The sequence below is a fragment of the Mycobacteroides chelonae genome, assembly GCF_016767715.1.
GTDB lineage: Bacteria > Actinomycetota > Actinomycetes > Mycobacteriales > Mycobacteriaceae > Mycobacterium > Mycobacterium gwanakae.
Genome location: NZ_CP050145.1, coordinates 1,333,411 through 1,348,228, shown reverse-complemented (window position 1 = coordinate 1,348,228; position 14,818 = coordinate 1,333,411). Strand labels below are relative to the sequence as shown.

Annotated in this window: 15 protein-coding genes and 1 pseudogene; 7 read left to right on the top strand and 9 right to left on the bottom strand. The window is 61.7% G+C overall.

Going from position 1 to position 14,818, the window contains the following annotated elements; genetic code table 11:
- Window positions 1–244 precede the first annotated feature (244 nt).
- Together HBA99_RS06720 and HBA99_RS06715 are read left to right on the top strand one after the other, a co-directional pair.
- On the top strand, window positions 245–799 hold the full coding sequence (locus HBA99_RS06720) for a PadR family transcriptional regulator (protein WP_070920318.1): 555 nt from the start codon (window positions 245–247) through the stop codon (window positions 797–799).
- Window positions 792–2,822, top strand: a complete 2,031-nt coding sequence (locus tag HBA99_RS06715; protein WP_030094775.1) for an NADPH-dependent 2,4-dienoyl-CoA reductase — start codon at window positions 792–794, stop codon at window positions 2,820–2,822. The genes HBA99_RS06720 and HBA99_RS06715 overlap by 8 nt, the downstream gene beginning before the upstream one ends.
- A 20-nt stretch (window positions 2,823–2,842) precedes the next feature.
- Here HBA99_RS06715 and HBA99_RS06710 read toward each other — a convergent pair whose 3' ends face one another.
- From HBA99_RS06710 to HBA99_RS06690, 5 genes are all read right to left on the bottom strand, one after another.
- On the bottom strand, window positions 2,843–3,289 hold the full coding sequence (locus HBA99_RS06710) for a hypothetical protein (protein ID WP_070951355.1): 447 nt from the start codon (window positions 3,287–3,289) through the stop codon (window positions 2,843–2,845).
- 132 nt (window positions 3,290–3,421) lie between these two features.
- Entirely contained in the window at window positions 3,422–3,727 is a 306-nt protein-coding gene (locus HBA99_RS06705; RefSeq protein ID WP_070920320.1) for a hypothetical protein, read from the bottom strand.
- A complete protein-coding gene (locus HBA99_RS06700) occupies window positions 3,724–4,020 on the bottom strand; it encodes a hypothetical protein (protein WP_078321548.1) in 297 nt (98 codons plus the stop codon). Before HBA99_RS06700 ends, HBA99_RS06705 begins: the two co-directional genes overlap by 4 nt.
- Window positions 4,020–4,658: an MspA family porin gene (locus HBA99_RS06695; protein ID WP_070952307.1), complete on the bottom strand. Its 639-nt coding sequence runs from the start codon at window positions 4,656–4,658 to the stop codon at window positions 4,020–4,022. The genes HBA99_RS06700 and HBA99_RS06695 overlap by 1 nt, the downstream gene beginning before the upstream one ends.
- Before the next feature lie 80 nt (window positions 4,659–4,738).
- Window positions 4,739–5,197: a hypothetical protein gene (locus tag HBA99_RS06690; RefSeq protein ID WP_070920322.1), complete on the bottom strand. Its 459-nt coding sequence runs from the start codon at window positions 5,195–5,197 to the stop codon at window positions 4,739–4,741.
- A gap of 241 nt (window positions 5,198–5,438) precedes the next feature.
- On the opposite strand from HBA99_RS06690, the gene HBA99_RS06685 reads away from it, so the two are divergent.
- The gene (locus HBA99_RS06685; RefSeq protein WP_268968064.1) at window positions 5,439–5,864 is read left to right on the top strand and encodes a very short patch repair endonuclease; all 426 of its coding nucleotides are present in this window, start codon (window positions 5,439–5,441) and stop codon (window positions 5,862–5,864) included.
- On the opposite strand, the gene HBA99_RS25080 is transcribed toward HBA99_RS06685, so the two are convergent.
- Complete coding sequence (locus HBA99_RS25080) at window positions 5,857–7,251, bottom strand: DNA cytosine methyltransferase (RefSeq protein WP_420892102.1); 1,395 nt, start codon at window positions 7,249–7,251, stop codon at window positions 5,857–5,859. The genes HBA99_RS06685 and HBA99_RS25080 overlap by 8 nt on opposite strands.
- A 225-nt stretch (window positions 7,252–7,476) precedes the next feature.
- Between HBA99_RS25080 and HBA99_RS06675 the strand changes: the two genes are divergently transcribed.
- From HBA99_RS06675 to HBA99_RS25155, 3 genes and pseudogenes are all read left to right on the top strand, one after another.
- Window positions 7,477–8,835: an ATP-binding protein gene (locus HBA99_RS06675; protein ID WP_070951357.1), complete on the top strand. Its 1,359-nt coding sequence runs from the start codon at window positions 7,477–7,479 to the stop codon at window positions 8,833–8,835.
- Window positions 8,828–9,775 (top strand): O-methyltransferase, encoded by a 948-nt coding sequence (locus HBA99_RS06670; protein ID WP_070951358.1) that lies wholly within the window; start codon window positions 8,828–8,830, stop codon window positions 9,773–9,775. Before HBA99_RS06675 ends, HBA99_RS06670 begins: the two co-directional genes overlap by 8 nt.
- A gap of 127 nt (window positions 9,776–9,902) precedes the next feature.
- Window positions 9,903–10,022, top strand: a pseudogene (locus HBA99_RS25155) (excalibur calcium-binding domain-containing protein); the annotation flags it as partial.
- A 7-nt stretch (window positions 10,023–10,029) separates the two neighbouring features.
- Here HBA99_RS25155 and HBA99_RS06665 read toward each other — a convergent pair.
- A complete protein-coding gene (locus tag HBA99_RS06665; RefSeq protein WP_193606375.1) occupies window positions 10,030–12,636 on the bottom strand; it encodes a bifunctional FO biosynthesis protein CofGH in 2,607 nt (868 codons plus the stop codon).
- 117 nt (window positions 12,637–12,753) lie between these two features.
- On the opposite strand from HBA99_RS06665, the gene HBA99_RS06660 reads away from it, so the two are divergent.
- Window positions 12,754–13,515, top strand: a complete 762-nt coding sequence (locus tag HBA99_RS06660; protein WP_057963917.1) for an O-methyltransferase — start codon at window positions 12,754–12,756, stop codon at window positions 13,513–13,515.
- On the opposite strand, the gene HBA99_RS06655 is transcribed toward HBA99_RS06660, so the two are convergent.
- Entirely contained in the window at window positions 13,512–13,847 is a 336-nt protein-coding gene (locus HBA99_RS06655; protein WP_057968225.1) for a hypothetical protein, read from the bottom strand. The genes HBA99_RS06660 and HBA99_RS06655 overlap by 4 nt on opposite strands.
- Window positions 13,848–13,986: 139 nt before the next feature.
- Window positions 13,987–14,808, bottom strand: a complete 822-nt coding sequence (mshB, locus tag HBA99_RS06650; protein WP_070922800.1) for an N-acetyl-1-D-myo-inositol-2-amino-2-deoxy-alpha-D-glucopyranoside deacetylase — start codon at window positions 14,806–14,808, stop codon at window positions 13,987–13,989.
- Window positions 14,809–14,818 lie beyond the last annotated feature (10 nt).

Genomic DNA, 14,818 nt, shown 5'->3' with positions numbered 1-14,818 from the left:
GGCCGGCCTGCACGCCCTCGTCGACGCAGTCGCCGGCATATCCCCCGGTGCAGGTTTGATCCGGCGCGCCCGCACACGGTTCGGCGATCATCTGCATCACGCACAACCTCCCGAAGCACCGCACCCAACTACATGCTTCAGACAGTCACCGTTACCGGCCGCGACACTTAACTGGACAGTTATATGCAGACTGTTGCACTGCAACAAGTTGCATAGGGGTCCGGTTTCGTGTCAGCATGCTGCCGTGGCACTCACCCACGCGATCCTGTTGTCCCTGGCCGAGCAGAACGGGTCAGGTTACGAGCTCACGAGCCGATTCGACCGGTCGATCGGCTACTTCTACAGCGCCACGCACCAGCAGATCTATCGCACGCTGCGCCGCATGGAGGACGACAGCTGGCTGCGCTGCACCGTCGTCGACCAAGAAGGACGGCCCGCGAAGAAGGTCTACGACGTCGCCGAGCTGGGCTATCGCGAGTTGTCCCGGTGGGTCAACAGCTCCGAGGGCACCGACATGCGCGACCTGGCCCTCAAGGTCCGCGCGGGTACCTACGGCGACATCGACACGGTGGTCGAACACATCCGCGTGCAACGCGACACGCACCTCGTCATGCTCGACAACTACCGCGAAATGGAAAAACGCCAGTTTCCCGCTCCGGATCAGCTCACCGGCGCGGCCCTGCATCAATATCTCGTCCTACGCGGCGGTGTCCGCATGGAAGAGGGCTTCACCGATTGGTGCGACGAAATGATCACTTCCTTGTCCACAGCCCGGACTGAAAGCGAGAATCATGAGTAATCCATATCCAACCCTGTTGTCCCCCTTGGACCTTGGCTTCACAACGTTGAGGAACCGAGTCGTCATGGGATCCATGCACGCAGGACTTGAGGACTTCCCCTGGGATACGCCCGCCCTGGCGGCCTACTTCGCCGAGCGCGCCAAAGGCGGCGTCGGCATGATCATCACCGGCGGATACGCCATCAACCGTGCCGCCTGGCTCAAGCCCCTGGCCGGAAAGCTCACCACTTCCCTTGAGGCGTACCGGCATCGCATTGTCACCAACGCGGTGCACAAGAACGGCGGCAAGATCATCGTCCAGCTGCTGCATGCGGGCCGCTACGGATACCACCCGTTCTCGGTGAGCGCGTCGAACAAGAAGTCACCCATCACGCCGTTCAAGCCGCGCAAGCTCAGCACCAAGGGTGTCTGGCAGACGATCGAAGACTGGGCACATAGCGCCAAGATGGCCAAGAAGGCCGGTTACGACGGCGTGGAAATCATGGGTAGCGAAGGCTATTTCATCAACCAGTTCCTCGCGCCGTACACCAACGATCGCAACGACGAGTTCGGCGGCAGCCCGAAGAACCGGCGCAGACTGGCCGTCGAGGTGGTCAAGGCCGTCCGCAAGGCGGTCGGACCGGAGTTCATCATCTGCTATCGGCTGTCCATGGCCGACTATGTGCCCGACGGCCAGACCTGGGATGAGATCGTGGCGCTGGCCAAGGAGATCGAGGCTGCCGGTGCGACGATCATCAACACCGGCATCGGCTGGCATGAGGCGCGAGTGCCCACCATCGTCACCTCGGTGCCACAGAACGCGTTCGTGGATCTGTCTAACAAGATCGCTCAAGAGGTTCGGATTCCGGTGATGGCATCCAACCGGATCAACATGCCGCAGTCCGCCGAACAGATCCTCAACGACGGTCAGGTGCAGTTGATTTCGATGGCCAGGCCGCTGCTGGCCGACCCGGACTGGGTCAAGAAGGCCTCGGCCGATCACGCCGACGAGATCAACACCTGCATCGCCTGCAACCAGGCCTGCCTGGATCACTCGTTCGTGAACAAGAAGGCCAGCTGCCTGCTGAACCCGCGTGCGGGCAACGAGACAACGCTCAAACTGCTGCCGACTCGGCATGCCAAGAAGATCGCCGTCGTCGGCGCGGGCCCGGCCGGACTGGCGGCCGCCGTCACCGCGGCCGGACGCGGGCACAAGGTGGTGCTGTTCGAGGCCAACCCCGAGATCGGCGGCCAGTTCGACATGGCCCGCAAGATTCCCGGCAAGGAAGAGTTCAACGAGACCATTCGCTACTACACGACGATGCTCAAAAAGTACGGCGTCACAGTGCTTTTGAACAAGAAGGTGGATGCGCAGGAGCTGATCGCCGGCAAGTTCGACGATGTCATCTTGGCCACCGGGGTCAAGCCCCGGGTTCCGGCCATCCCCGGCATCGACCACCCGATGGTGCTCTCCTACCCGGAGGTCATCAAGCAGATCAAGCCCGTCGGCAAGCGTGTGGCGGTGGTCGGCGCCGGCGGCATCGGCTTCGATGTGTCCGAGTTCCTGACGATCGACGAGTCACCGACGCTGAACCTCAAGGAGTGGCGGGCCGAGTGGGGCATCTCCGAGGAGCACGACTCCCGCGGTTCGCTCACGAAACCCATTCCGGCTCCAGCGGTTCGCGAGGTCTACCTGTGCCAGCGCAAGAAGGGATCGCTGGGCAAGGGGCTGGGCAAGACCACGGGCTGGGTGCACCGCGCATCACTCAAGGCCAAGAAGGTGACCGAGCTGGCGGGGGTCAACTACGAGCGGATCGACGATGCCGGACTGCACATCAGTTTCGGTGAGGAGCGCAAAGACCCGCGGGTGCTCGAGGTCGACAACGTGGTGATCTGCGCGGGCCAGGAATCGGTGCGCGACCTCGACGACGTGTTGAAGGAAGCCGGGGTCGAAGCCCACGTGATCGGTGGCGCTGCGCTGGCCGGCGAGCTGGATGCCAAGCGCGCGATCAAGCAGGGCACCGAGCTGGCCGCGAAGCTGTAGTCCCCCAACTGCCGACGGGCCTACCGATATCCGTTGCACCAACGGTGCGGATGCATCTGGCGGCACGCCCTCCAGATGTCGTTCGGGTCCGTTGTGGTGGTACTCGGTGGCGCGTCGGTTGTGGGCGTGATCGCCGGCGCCGGGAGGTAGGTGGTTGCGGTCACCGTTTCGGTGACCGTCTCCGCCGACGAGGGTGGCGCAGACGGTGATAGGGATGACGACACCGGCGCGGATGTCGAGGGTGTCGTCACCGACGTGATGGGGACAAGTGGTGGCACCGTTGTCTTCTCAGGAACGAGAAGCAGAAACCCGAGAGCGATGATCGCCAGCACACCCGCCGCCGCGGCTATCGCAACGATCCACACCTGACGGGATGTGCCCCGAGACGGCGAGGTCACCGGGAGCAATTGCGTGGGCTCGTCCCCGCCGTCGCTCCAGGCCCGCACCGTGTCTTCGTAGGACGGCATTCCTCGGCACCTCCGTGACGGTCATCGCTCGATCTGCTACCGAGCCGATGGCGCCGGATGCCGCCACGCTAATGAGCGATTCTGAGGTGCCGCTGAGATGCAGCTGCCAAATACTTGGACGATGTGCAGGGGTCAGCGCGTCGCTGTGCCGGTCGGACTTTCCAGCTTCCCGTCTCCGACTCCGACACCCGGCTTCACTCCACCCGGTACCCCCGCGCCATCGACTACCCCGGCCGAAATCCGGGGCCCCCGGGCGGGGCCCGACATCAGCACCGGCAGCTGAGTACCGCGCGAGGGACGCAGTGCGGGCAGCTGGCCGGGCACGAAGACCGGGTTATAGGGCGCCGGAACGGGCGGTGGCGGAGCCGCGGCGACAGGCGAGGCAACGCCGACCGCGATTGCCGCCACAACCGTTGCTACACAAAATGTTCGGATCATGGTGCCACTCCTTCAGTCATGCCACGTGGGTCCTCCAGCTGCCCGGCGGTCATCCCGGCGCCGATTCGGGCGGTGTACCCGGAGTCGACACCGGCGGAGATACGGGCACCGCGCGGCGTTGCCGGAGACAGCCCAAACGGTGGTTGCGCCGCGGTCGCCGCATAGTTGGGTGTCCCACCCGGCACGGCCACGGGCACCGCAGGCATCGGGTTCACCGGCGGCGGGTCCGCCATGGCTTGCGGCGCGCACCACAAGGACACTAATACCCCTGTGGCACAGACGAATTTCATCATCAGATCTTGATCGGATCGCCATAGATTGCGAACTCGGTGTGACCGGTCTCGGTCGACGCCCGCAACGAGGCGAAGGAACGGATCGTCACGTCACCACCACAGGCATCTGCCTTCACATGCACATTGTCCAAATCCAGCGCACCCGTACCACCGTGGGACAGAACCATATTGGCCATCGGGAGGTTCACGATGACGCCCGGCTGCACCACGGTCTGAACGAACCCGCTGACTCCCGCGCTGCCTCCCACTCCCACCGACGGTGTCGGTGCCACACCAAGGCTCACCGACGGCGCGATACCCGCCGATCCACCAAGCTGCAAGCCCGCAGACACATCCGACTGGCAACCGAGCTGATATCCGATGACGAAGAGGCTGTCGGTGATGGGGTTGGTGCCGCCGGAGGCGGTCGCCGTGCCCGACAGGGTAATGAATGCCTCACGCGAGTTGGTTGCCGCGGCCAGGTTGGGAACCACGTTGACGCGTTCATTGTCGAGCCTGATCTGCAGTTGCCAGCCATCGCGGGTTGTCCGCGAATATGACTGCGGCGCCATCTCTCTCGGCTCTGCACTGGCCGGTACCGCGACCATGAACCCAAGCATGGCAACGATGAAGCTTGTCGCTACGAGTCGGGTAATCACGCACATCACGATGCCCAAACCGGCCACCGGAGTTAACCCACCGCGATCCAGTCAGTCAGGTGCGCGCAGAAAGCGTCAACTTAGCGGTATCCGTCGCATTCGCGCCGCGGGTGCAGTTCGTGACACAACCGGCCTTCTTCTGGACGTGTCGGCACCACTTCTGTTGGCGTCACCTCTGTCGGCGCGACCGGCGCGGGCGTCTCCACCACCACGGTGGTTTCGATAACCGTGGTGACCACCGTCTCCGTCGGCGGCGCGACGGGCACCGAACTACTTGGCACACGTGGATGTTCGGTCGTCGTCGTCACCGGAGCCGGCGCCACCGGCTCCTCAGCCTTGTCCACCTCCAGCAGGGCCAGAACCAACGCCGCCACAATGGCCAGGGCTGCGGCCGCGCAGACGATCCACACCCAGCGCCATGAGCGATTGCCCACGGAAATCTCGGAGTCATCCGCCTCGGAGTACGCAGCGGCAGGCGGATTCAATGGCCGCTGGGTAGTCGGCGGCATCGACTCCTCGTCGGGCGGGAATTCGGTCATCAGGGCACGAGGCTACCGCCATCAACGGCAGCCCACTGCCGATCCTCGCGAGGACACCATTTTCCGCCCAGTTCCGCGAACCATTCGCCACTTAACCAGGTGTGAGCAGGGACCCAGTCGGCGATGCTCGGCCAGCGACCAGGTATCGAATCAGTCTGCATCCGCTATGAGCCAGGTTCTCGTCCTGAGAGAATAAGGGGTCGGCATCTTTCGCACGGCCGCCTGTATCGGAGATGACACTGTGCCCAACGAAGACAGCGATCCACGAATCCGGGCAGTAATGCGCGGCAACCGTTCCCGCGACACAAAACCCGAGCTGGCCGTCCGGTGCCTGCTTCATTCCTGTGGCCTTCGCTTCCGAGTCGACTACAGGCCAGTAGCAGCTATCCCCCGCCGTGCAGACATCGTATTCACCCGAGCTCGGATAGCCGTTTTCATCGACGGGTGCTTCTGGCATGGATGCCCCGAACACCATGTTCCAGCAAAGTCAAATACGCAATATTGGGGCTCAAAGATCCGCCGCAATCGCGCGAGAGATTCAGAAACGACATACTTGCTCAGACGCTCCGGGTGGACAGTACTGCGGTATTGGAGTCATGAACCAGCTGAGTACGTCGCAGCCGACATCTGCGAAAGATACCGAAACACAACAGCACAACTCAGCTAGTCGATTTGCCTTGAGCGCCAGCCACGGCATCTAGATTGTCCGCCGGATCGGAAGACCTTCTGCTTCGAGTGGCTGGCATCTCTTCCGCGACAGCCCCGACCATGGACTTAGCAGCTGTACGCGACATCCACAAAAGCGCCGGGTCACCGAGCATCACCGCCGCCCTGAGTGGAAGCGGCTTGTACTCGCTTAGGCACTCGAGAAGCACCCGTGCTGCCGCACGAGCGAGGGGGGGCGGCACACTGTTTCCAACTTGCCGATGACCGTGCCAGTTCGTCGTGTGAAACCGAAACCAATCGGGATAGCCGTGAAGCCTGGCCGCTTCCCGGACCGTTATGACTCGGTCTTCCAACGGGTGGATCGGCCTTGGGGAAGTGTGCGCACCTCTCTCCGCGCCCGTGCCTGCACGAAGCGTCCGAGCTGGCCCATTCACTGGAAGACGGTACAAACGGCTCCTAGCCTCGACCGATGCTGGCTCTGTCAGCTTGAATCTGGCGACGGTGCCCGCTTCGTGACGCGTACGCCGCGATCCTGTCAAGAGGTGCCTTTCCCATTGTCGCGGACGTGATCGGTCCCCAGGGGTCGGGTCTAAACCGACCAGATATCTTGCGTACTCGCTCGAAGTACTCTGCAGCCGCTTGAAGTCGCGCCCGTCCAAGCGCACTTCGTCCGAATCGAACAATGCCTCATATCGGCCCGGGGAAGGCAGCCCCGACAGCGCATCAGCAACCGAAACTTCACCCGGCATGGTTCGCGGCCGACCAGGCGCGCCTCCCTCCCTTGCCCCCAACACGACAACGCGACGACGCATCTGCGGCACAGCGAATCGCAAGCTGTTCACAGTCGACTCAGTGCCCGACAATTCATATCCCGCGTCACGTAGGCGATTGAACGCCACCTCACGGACATGGGTAAACCTGCCCTCAAGGAGACCCGCAACATTCTCTAGGCATAGGGTGCGCGGTTGAATCTCCTCTACGAGTCTGACGAATTCTAAGAGAAGCTCGTTACGTTCATCTCCCTCCTCACGCTTCCCTCCAGACGAAAACCCTTGGCAAGGAGGACCTCCCACGATTGCGTCAAGGCGGCCTGGCCAGATCAAGTCGGGGTGCATGCGCTCGAACCCCTTACGGGCAGCGCTCAAAACCTCGGCTCCGGACAGATTCGCGATGTTTCGGCAAAGCATCTCACACTGGGGAAAGTTAAACAGGTGGGTGGCAGCGTGGACCGGATCATACTCTGCTGCGGCCACAATATCGAACCCAGCTTGCTCAAATCCCAGCGTCAACCCCCCCGCGCCAGCAAACAAATCTACAGCGATCGGGCGCGTCTGACGATTACGGCGGGAGCTGTTTGTTGTCGGCGGCACACGAAGACGATCGCACATCGCATCTCCGATTGCACGTTTCTCCATCAAACCGTCACAGTCCGTGCGGGTAAGGCATCATAGCGCCATGGTCACATGAGGTACCGACATAAGCCTTGCTGTCGCCCAACGCCGATCCTCGTGAAGAGGCGAAAGAGCGCGCGAGGGACTCGGCGGCATGGCTCGCAGCCGTCGCGGTACCCAGTTCTGACTAGACTGAGCCACATAGGGATCGGAGGAGGGGAAATGACTTCAGAAATCATCAAGGCGGAGCCCACAAAGGCCTTTTTTATATCCATGCTCGTGCGCGACATAAGCCTTATACCTGCAATAATTGACCTCGTTGACAATTCGGTTGATGGAGCTCGTAGGCTTCGACCAAAAACAAGCAAAGGATCACCCACCCAAGCAGTTAAAGGCAATCGCTTCGCGAATCTATGGATAAATATAAGAATTGACGGAAATAGTTTCGAAATCAGCGATAATTGTGGAGGAATACCTTGGAAAATCGCGCGCGACTACGCATTCCGATTCGGTCGTCCAGATGGAGCTCCGGACACCCCTAACTCCATAGGGCAATTCGGAATAGGTATGAAACGTTCACTTTTTAAGTTCGGGAAGACCTTCTCGATCGACTCGAAAAGTGCAGAAGAGTATTTCAAATTAGACGTCGACGTAAAGGAGTGGGAGAAGAGCCCAGAATGGACCTTCTCTAACGTAACCTATCGACACGAAGTAACGCCGCCCGATGCCGCCGGGACGATCATCAAAGTCAATGGCCTATACGACTCAGTAGCGGAAAATTTCAGCGAATCTAGATTCCATAACGAACTTATCGAAGAACTCGCCCGCACACACCAAGCGACCATAAATGACGGTCTATCTATTACATTGAATTCCATTCCGGTTAATGTCAACATTCAGACATTAATCTCCGCGAACGAGCTTCAGCCCGCACATCTTATCGAGACGCTTGACGAATCCTCTGACCGTCCAGTGCATATTGAAATATTTGCAGGAATAGACCGGTCAGCCCCCGCATCCGCTGGCTGGTACATTTACTGCAACGGAAGGCTCATATTAGGCCCAGATCAAACGTCGATAACTGGTTGGGGAGAAGGGAATGGAAAGACACTCCCGCGGTATCACAATCAGTTTGCCCGTTTTAGGGGCTACGTATTCTTTGAAAGCTCCGATGTCGAAAAACTTCCATGGACCACAACCAAAGAAGGCATCGATGGCGACCACCGGATGTACCGCGCCATACGTCCAAAAATGATCGAAGTAGCGCGACCCGTGATTGATTTCCTCAACGCCCTCGATAATGAAAAGGATCATCCAGACAGGGAAGACCTTGAGAAGATGGTGCGGAAGGCGGAGAGGGAGAGCACGGCTCCTATCAGCTCAGTCCCAGAATCCCCTAAATTTGTCTCCCCGAGCCGGACAGCGAAGCCAAAATCAACCACGAAATCTATCCAGTACTCGAGGCCAGCGGCTCAGATCGAAAAGGCCAAGGCTTGGCTTGAGGTATCTTCAAACCGCGAAGTTGGCGAGGGAACCTTCGACTATTTCTATCAAGCTGAGTTCGGCGACGACGATGAGTAACGCGAAGCCCAGCTACGAGGCCATCGACTACCGATTAAGGCCTGCTAAGGCGGTCGAACGTAAGATGTTAGCCGACGCATTTCGAGCATTAGATCGGGCAAGCTCCCTGCGTCATTACCAATATATCGGCTTCGGGTCTCCATACTTCGCAGACTTCGCCCTATTTCACCGTGCGTTAAATATACAGTCAATGGTGTCGATCGAGCGCGAAATAGACGACAAGGACAGGTTCGAATTCAACAGGCCATTTGCGGCTATTGAATTAAAGTTTGGTGAATCGTCAGAGATTCTGCCTGAGCTCGCATGGACCCAGAAAACGATAACCTGGCTCGATTACGACGATCCGCTAGAACTTTCGATGCTCGATGACCTTGCACTATGTGTACGGAACATGCCATCGGGCAGCATCATTCTTATCTCTTCGTCAGCGCACCCTAATAGCAAGCTAGACGAAAGAGTGGACGACCTGCGGAATCGCCTAGATACCTATGCGCCAGCACAGGTGACAGCGAACCAGCTCGGAGGATGGAGCCTAGCTGGGATCTACCGAGACATTATCGACGAGCGTATCCGTACTGCGATCCGCGAACGCAACACACTCAAAGATAACGAACTAAAAGTTCATTATCAGCAGATATTCAATTTCCAATACGCGGACGGAGTAAAGATGCTCACCGTCGGCGGCATCATTCTGAATGAATCAGACGAGACAGGGTATCGCGCATGCGCCTTCGACAAGTTCGATTTTCATCGATCGGACAATGACGCGTATAGAATTAATGTGCCTAAATTAACACCCAAAGAAATCAGGCATCTCGATTCTTTCCTCCCGTCAGAAAACGAAATAAACGCCACTGACGTAGGAATACCTCAAAGTCAATCAGCAAGATATGCCGCGCTCTATCGGTACTTTCCGAGATACGTCGATGCCGACCTGTAAGGGCAGTATGCAATGCCGCCCATACGCTTTGGCGCAGGCAGGCATGAACAAGGAACGCGGTCAGCCCCAGAGTTATGAACTGCCATCAGTGGACCACTCCGGGTAGGCGCTACCCGTACCGCGTTGGTCGGCTGAATCCATCACGTGCGAGATCCTCGTCGGGCGCCTTCGCGACTCAGGCACACGCGGGGATGGTCACGACGTCAACTGCCTCACCCGAGCAGACTCAGTGAAGGCTTCAGCGTAGCCAAGCTTTACGCGGCGGACGGCCGCCGCGCGTAGGTGGTGGTGCGTTCCACTGCGGGGCGTCCGATGCCGTCGGCGATTTCTTCCAGCTCGGCGATGGTCTTGGCGGATCCGTGTTCAGATCCGGCCATCCGGGAGATGGTCTCCTCCATGAGGGTGCCGCCCAGATCGTTGGCACCTCCTTCGAGCATCACCCGTGTGCCGTCGATACCCAGCTTGACCCAGCTGGTCTGGATGTTGTGGATACGCCCATGCAGCATGATGCGCGCCAATGCGTGCACCGCCCGGTTGTCACGGTTGGTGGGCCCGGGCCGCGCGGCGCCCGCCAGGTACAGCGGGGCGCTCTGATGCACGAACGGCAGCGGTACGAACTCGGTGAATCCGCCTGTGCGGTCCTGAATTCCGGAGAGAACCCGCAGATGCGACACCCAGTGCTTGGGCGTATCGACGTGCCCATACATCATGGTGGAGCTGGACCGCAGCCCCACTTCGTGCGCGGTGCTGATGACATCGATCCATTCCGACGCGGGCAGCTTGCCCTTGGTCAGCACCCACCGAACCTCGTCGTCGAGGATCTCGGCGGCGGTGCCCGGAATGGTGTCCAGACCTGCGGCGCGCAGTTCGGTCAACCACTCACGAACGCTCTGGCCACCCTTGGACGCACCGTTGACGATCTCCATCGGGCTGAAGGCGTGCACGTGCATGCTGGGCACCCGCTTCTTGACCGCGCGCACCAGATCGGCATACCCGGTGACCGGCAGCTCCGGGTCGATACCGCCCTGCATGCAGACCTCGGTAGCACCGGCGACATACGCCTCCCAGGCGCGGTCTCCGACCTCCTCGGCCGACAGCGAGAAGGCGTCGGCATCGCCCTTGCGCTGCGCGAAGGCGCAGAAACGGCAGCCGGTGTAGCAGATGTTGGTGAAGTTGATGTTCCTGTTCACCACGTACGTGACGTCGTCACCGACCACATCCGCGCGGATCGAATCAGCCAGCGCGGCAACAGCATCCATAGCCGGACCCTCGGCGGTCGCCAACGCCAGGTACTCGTCATCGCTGCAGCCGGCCGGATCTCTCTCGGCGGAGCGCAGCGCCGCCAGCACGTCACCGCTCACCTTTTCCGGGGCACGCGCATTCAGTTCACGAACATGTTCGCGGATGGATTCCCAGTCCCCGAAGGCACTCGCCAGATCGCTACGAGTGTCGGTGTTGCGGCCCTCCGAATCGATGGCCTCATGCAGGTCTACCCGGCCCGTCGACTCCCAGGTCTCGTCGGGCTCCTGCCAGGGCAATCCCGTCGGCGAGATATCCAGGGCGTAACCGGTTTCCGGGTCGGCCAGGGCCTCCACGTGTCCACGTACCCGCGGGTCGATCCACGCCGCCCCCGCCTGCACGTACTGCGGGTGCGCGGTGAGCCGCTGCACCAGGTCGTATCCGGCCTCGGCGGTCACGTCGGCCAGATCGTCCACTGCGGGCCAGGGGCGTTCGGGATTGACGTGGTCGGGCGTGAGCGGCGAGACACCGCCCCAGTCGTCCACACCCGCCGCGATGAGCGCGAGGCATTCACTGCGGGACACCAGGTTTGGCGGCGACTGCACCCGCATCTTGGGACCCAGTACCAGCCTGGTCACGGCGATGGTGGCCAGGAAGTCGTCGATATCGGCGTCGGGCGTCGACTTCATCGCGGTGTCCGGCTTGGCGCGGAAGTTCTGCACAAGCACTTCCTGCACGTGCCCGAACTCCTTGTGTACCTTCCGGATCGCGTGAATGGTCTCGGCCCGTTCGGTCAGGTTCTCCCCGATGCCCACCAGCAGCCCGGTGGTGAAGGGGATGGACAGCCGGCCGGCGTCGGTCAGCGTGCGCAGCCGCACCGCGGGGTCCTTGTCGGGGCTGCCATAGTGCGCCTCGCCCCGCGTCTCGAACAGCCGCCGCGACGTGGTTTCCAGCATCATCCCCATCGAAGGCGCCACCGGCTTGAGCCGTGCCAGCTCGGACCACGTCATCACGCCCGGGTTCAGGTGCGGCAGCAGTCCCGTCTCTTCCAGCACCCGGATCGACATGGCCCGCACGTAATCAAGCGTGGTGTCGTATCCACGCTCATCGAGCCACTGTTTGGCCTCCGGCCAGCGGTCCTCAGGCCGATCGCCCAGCGTGAACAAGGCCTCTTTGCAACCCAATTCGGCGCCGCGACGGGCAATGTCCAAGATCTCGTCGGGCTCCAGGTACATGCCCTGGCCCTGCGCGCGCAGCTTGCCCGGAACCGTCACGAAGGTGCAGTAATGGCACTTGTCCCGGCACAGGTGGGTAACCGGAATGAAGACCTTGCGCGAATAGGAGACCGGCAGGCGCCCGGCCGCGCCGCGACGCCCGGCCGACTCCAGCCCGGCGTCGCGCACGCGCGACGCACTGGCCATCAGGTCGACCAGATCGTCTCCCCGCGCGGTCAGCGCGAGCGCGGCCTCATCGACGTTCAGCGTCACGCCATCGCGGGCGCGGCGCAGCACCCGCCTCAGTGCGGGCGATGAGCCACCTGCGCGTGCGGCATCCGGAACAGAAGATGCCGCTTTCGGCGCGGGAAAGGCGGGATTCGGCAGCGGCGTTACGTCGTCGGGCACGTTTGTAGAACCGTCGGTCACCCCCAGATCATCCGCCCGTACCAAAAGCCCCACCACTCGGGGGTTCATCAACGGGACCACGCTGCGAAAACACTCGGGATGGCTAGGCTGATCTTCGTGAGTCTTACGAGAACGCTCAAGCAGAAACTTCCGTTTCTGCGGTATTCGTTTCTGCGTGCGGTGTTCGGCGGGCTGAACGTCATGCGCACTGGTCAGATGGGCGATGGCCGTGAAGAGGCCACCGCCGAGCACGTCATCGCCACCGCCCCGGCCGGGGATGTCGACGCCGCGATCAACGCCATCGACAACTTCGCGTATGACCAATCGATTCTGATGAATGTCGGCGACGAGAAGGGGCAGCTGCTCGACGCGGCCGTCAAACGCGCCAACCCCAAGATCGCCCTCGAACTGGGCGCGTACTGCGGCTACAGCGGGCTACGGATCGCGCGTGCGGCTCCCGGCGCCAAGTTCTTCTCCATCGAGAAGTCGGGGGCCAACGCCTCGGTGGCCCGCCGGGTCTGGGCCCACGCCGGGCTGGCCGACCGCACCACCTGCCTCACCGGCACAGCCGACGACGGCACCACCCTGGACACACTGACCAAGGACTACGGATTCACCGAGGGATGCCTGGACTTCGTGTTCATCGACCACTGGAAGGACGTCTACCTCGACGACCTGCAGCGGCTGATGGAACGGGGCTGGCTGCATCCGGGCACGATCGTGGTGGCCGACAACGTCGGCTTCCCCGGCTCCCCCAAGTACCGCGCGTACATGAAGGAACAGCAGGGAAAGCGCTGGCAGACCATCGAGCACGAGACCCATGTCGAGTACCAGACATTGGTGAAGGACCTGGTCCTCGAGTCTGAGTACTTGGGCTAGACGTTCGCCCGCCGTAGGACATATGCCGCGGGCAGCACACCGAACGCCAACAGCAGCACGGGCCCAAACCCGCTGAAAATCACGTCACCGCCGGGCCCGCCGAACAACAGCAGCGTCGTGGTCGCCACGAACGCCCACAGCGGTGCCCCCGACCATCGGGTCGACGGTGCCCATTGCAGCGCGCACCACACCAGCACCACGTTGAGGACAGCGCTGATGACCAGGCCCAGCGGAACCAGAACCCCGCCAAAGCGCGTGTTGAGCAGAGCAGCGCCGAAAATGGCACTGATGATGCCGTCGACAACGAGCGCGGTCAGTACGAACGCGCGCAGATAAACGTTCAGGCGTCTAAATCGGGACGGAGTCGAGCTGGGCCACGAGTGAGCCGACGACCCATTGGAAGTTGTCCAGCCGGTCTTGCCAATGCTGCTGGTTGGGGTCCAGGTCCGGATCAGGTGGCATGGATCGAGCTTACAACTCCACGCCGGCGAACAGATCTGATTCCCATCCGGTGTCGACACCGGCCACACCACGCACCAGCACAAAATGCTCGATGTCCGCGAGCGGCAACGCGATCAGGTTCGACAGCGCCAGCGAGGTCCCGTCCTCGGAGACGGTGAGCTGAGTGGCATGCGCGCGCAGCGCGGCGGCCTTGGCGTCGCGATAGGCCGAGACGTCGATGGCGGCGCTGATCTGCTCGTCGGCATATGTGGGTATGACGTCGACGGGGGCCGGCTCACATCCCGGAGGCAGCTGCTTCATCGCGGCGAGTCCCGCGCTCAGCGCACTGGTGGCGATGACGGTCCAGTACAGCTTGGCCACCTTCCAGGAGGCCTGCTCGACCGCAGCGGTGGTCACCGTGTGCGCCTGGATGTGGTCGGGATGCCCATATCCCCCGAAGGGGTCGTAGGTGATGACGACGTGCGGGCGGTGCTCGTCGATCAATCGCGTCAGTTCCGCGACGGCATCGTCTACATCGGCACCGGCGAATGCCCGCGGATGCAGTGGCCCGGTGTCGGCCATGCCGGAGTCACGCCAGTGCCCGGCACCGCCAAGAAAAACAGGTTGCTCGACCCCGAGGTGCTTCAGCGCGGCAGACAATTCCGCGATGCGGTACCCGCCGAGTTGATCGGCGTGGTCCACGGCGAGCTGTGCCCAGCGGTCGCCGATCACCTCGCCTTCCTCGCCGAGCGTGCAGGTGACAACCTTGACGTCGGCGCCTTCGGCGGCATACCGCGCGATGGTTCCGCCGGTCGTCAGGGATTCATCGTCGGGGTGCGCGTGCACGAGCATCAGACGGCGG

Excerpts from the sequence above, each read along its gene's own strand:
- HBA99_RS25080 (WP_420892102.1), bottom strand. The coding sequence starts at position 7,251 with ATGTGCGATCGTCTTCGTGTGCCGCCGACAACAAACAGCTCCCGCCGT.
- HBA99_RS06710 (WP_070951355.1), bottom strand. The coding sequence starts at position 3,289 with ATGCCGTCCTACGAAGACACGGTGCGGGCCTGGAGCGACGGCGGGGAC.
- HBA99_RS06670 (WP_070951358.1), top strand. The coding sequence starts at position 8,828 with ATGAGTAACGCGAAGCCCAGCTACGAGGCCATCGACTACCGATTAAGG.
- HBA99_RS06690 (WP_070920322.1), bottom strand. The coding sequence starts at position 5,197 with ATGACCGAATTCCCGCCCGACGAGGAGTCGATGCCGCCGACTACCCAG.
- HBA99_RS06705 (WP_070920320.1), bottom strand. The coding sequence starts at position 3,727 with ATGATCCGAACATTTTGTGTAGCAACGGTTGTGGCGGCAATCGCGGTC.
- mshB (WP_070922800.1), bottom strand. The coding sequence starts at position 14,808 with ATGCTCGTGCACGCGCACCCCGACGATGAATCCCTGACGACCGGCGGA.
- HBA99_RS06700 (WP_078321548.1), bottom strand. The coding sequence starts at position 4,020 with ATGATGAAATTCGTCTGTGCCACAGGGGTATTAGTGTCCTTGTGGTGC.
- HBA99_RS06675 (WP_070951357.1), top strand. The coding sequence starts at position 7,477 with ATGACTTCAGAAATCATCAAGGCGGAGCCCACAAAGGCCTTTTTTATA.
- HBA99_RS06715 (WP_030094775.1), top strand. The coding sequence starts at position 792 with ATGAGTAATCCATATCCAACCCTGTTGTCCCCCTTGGACCTTGGCTTC.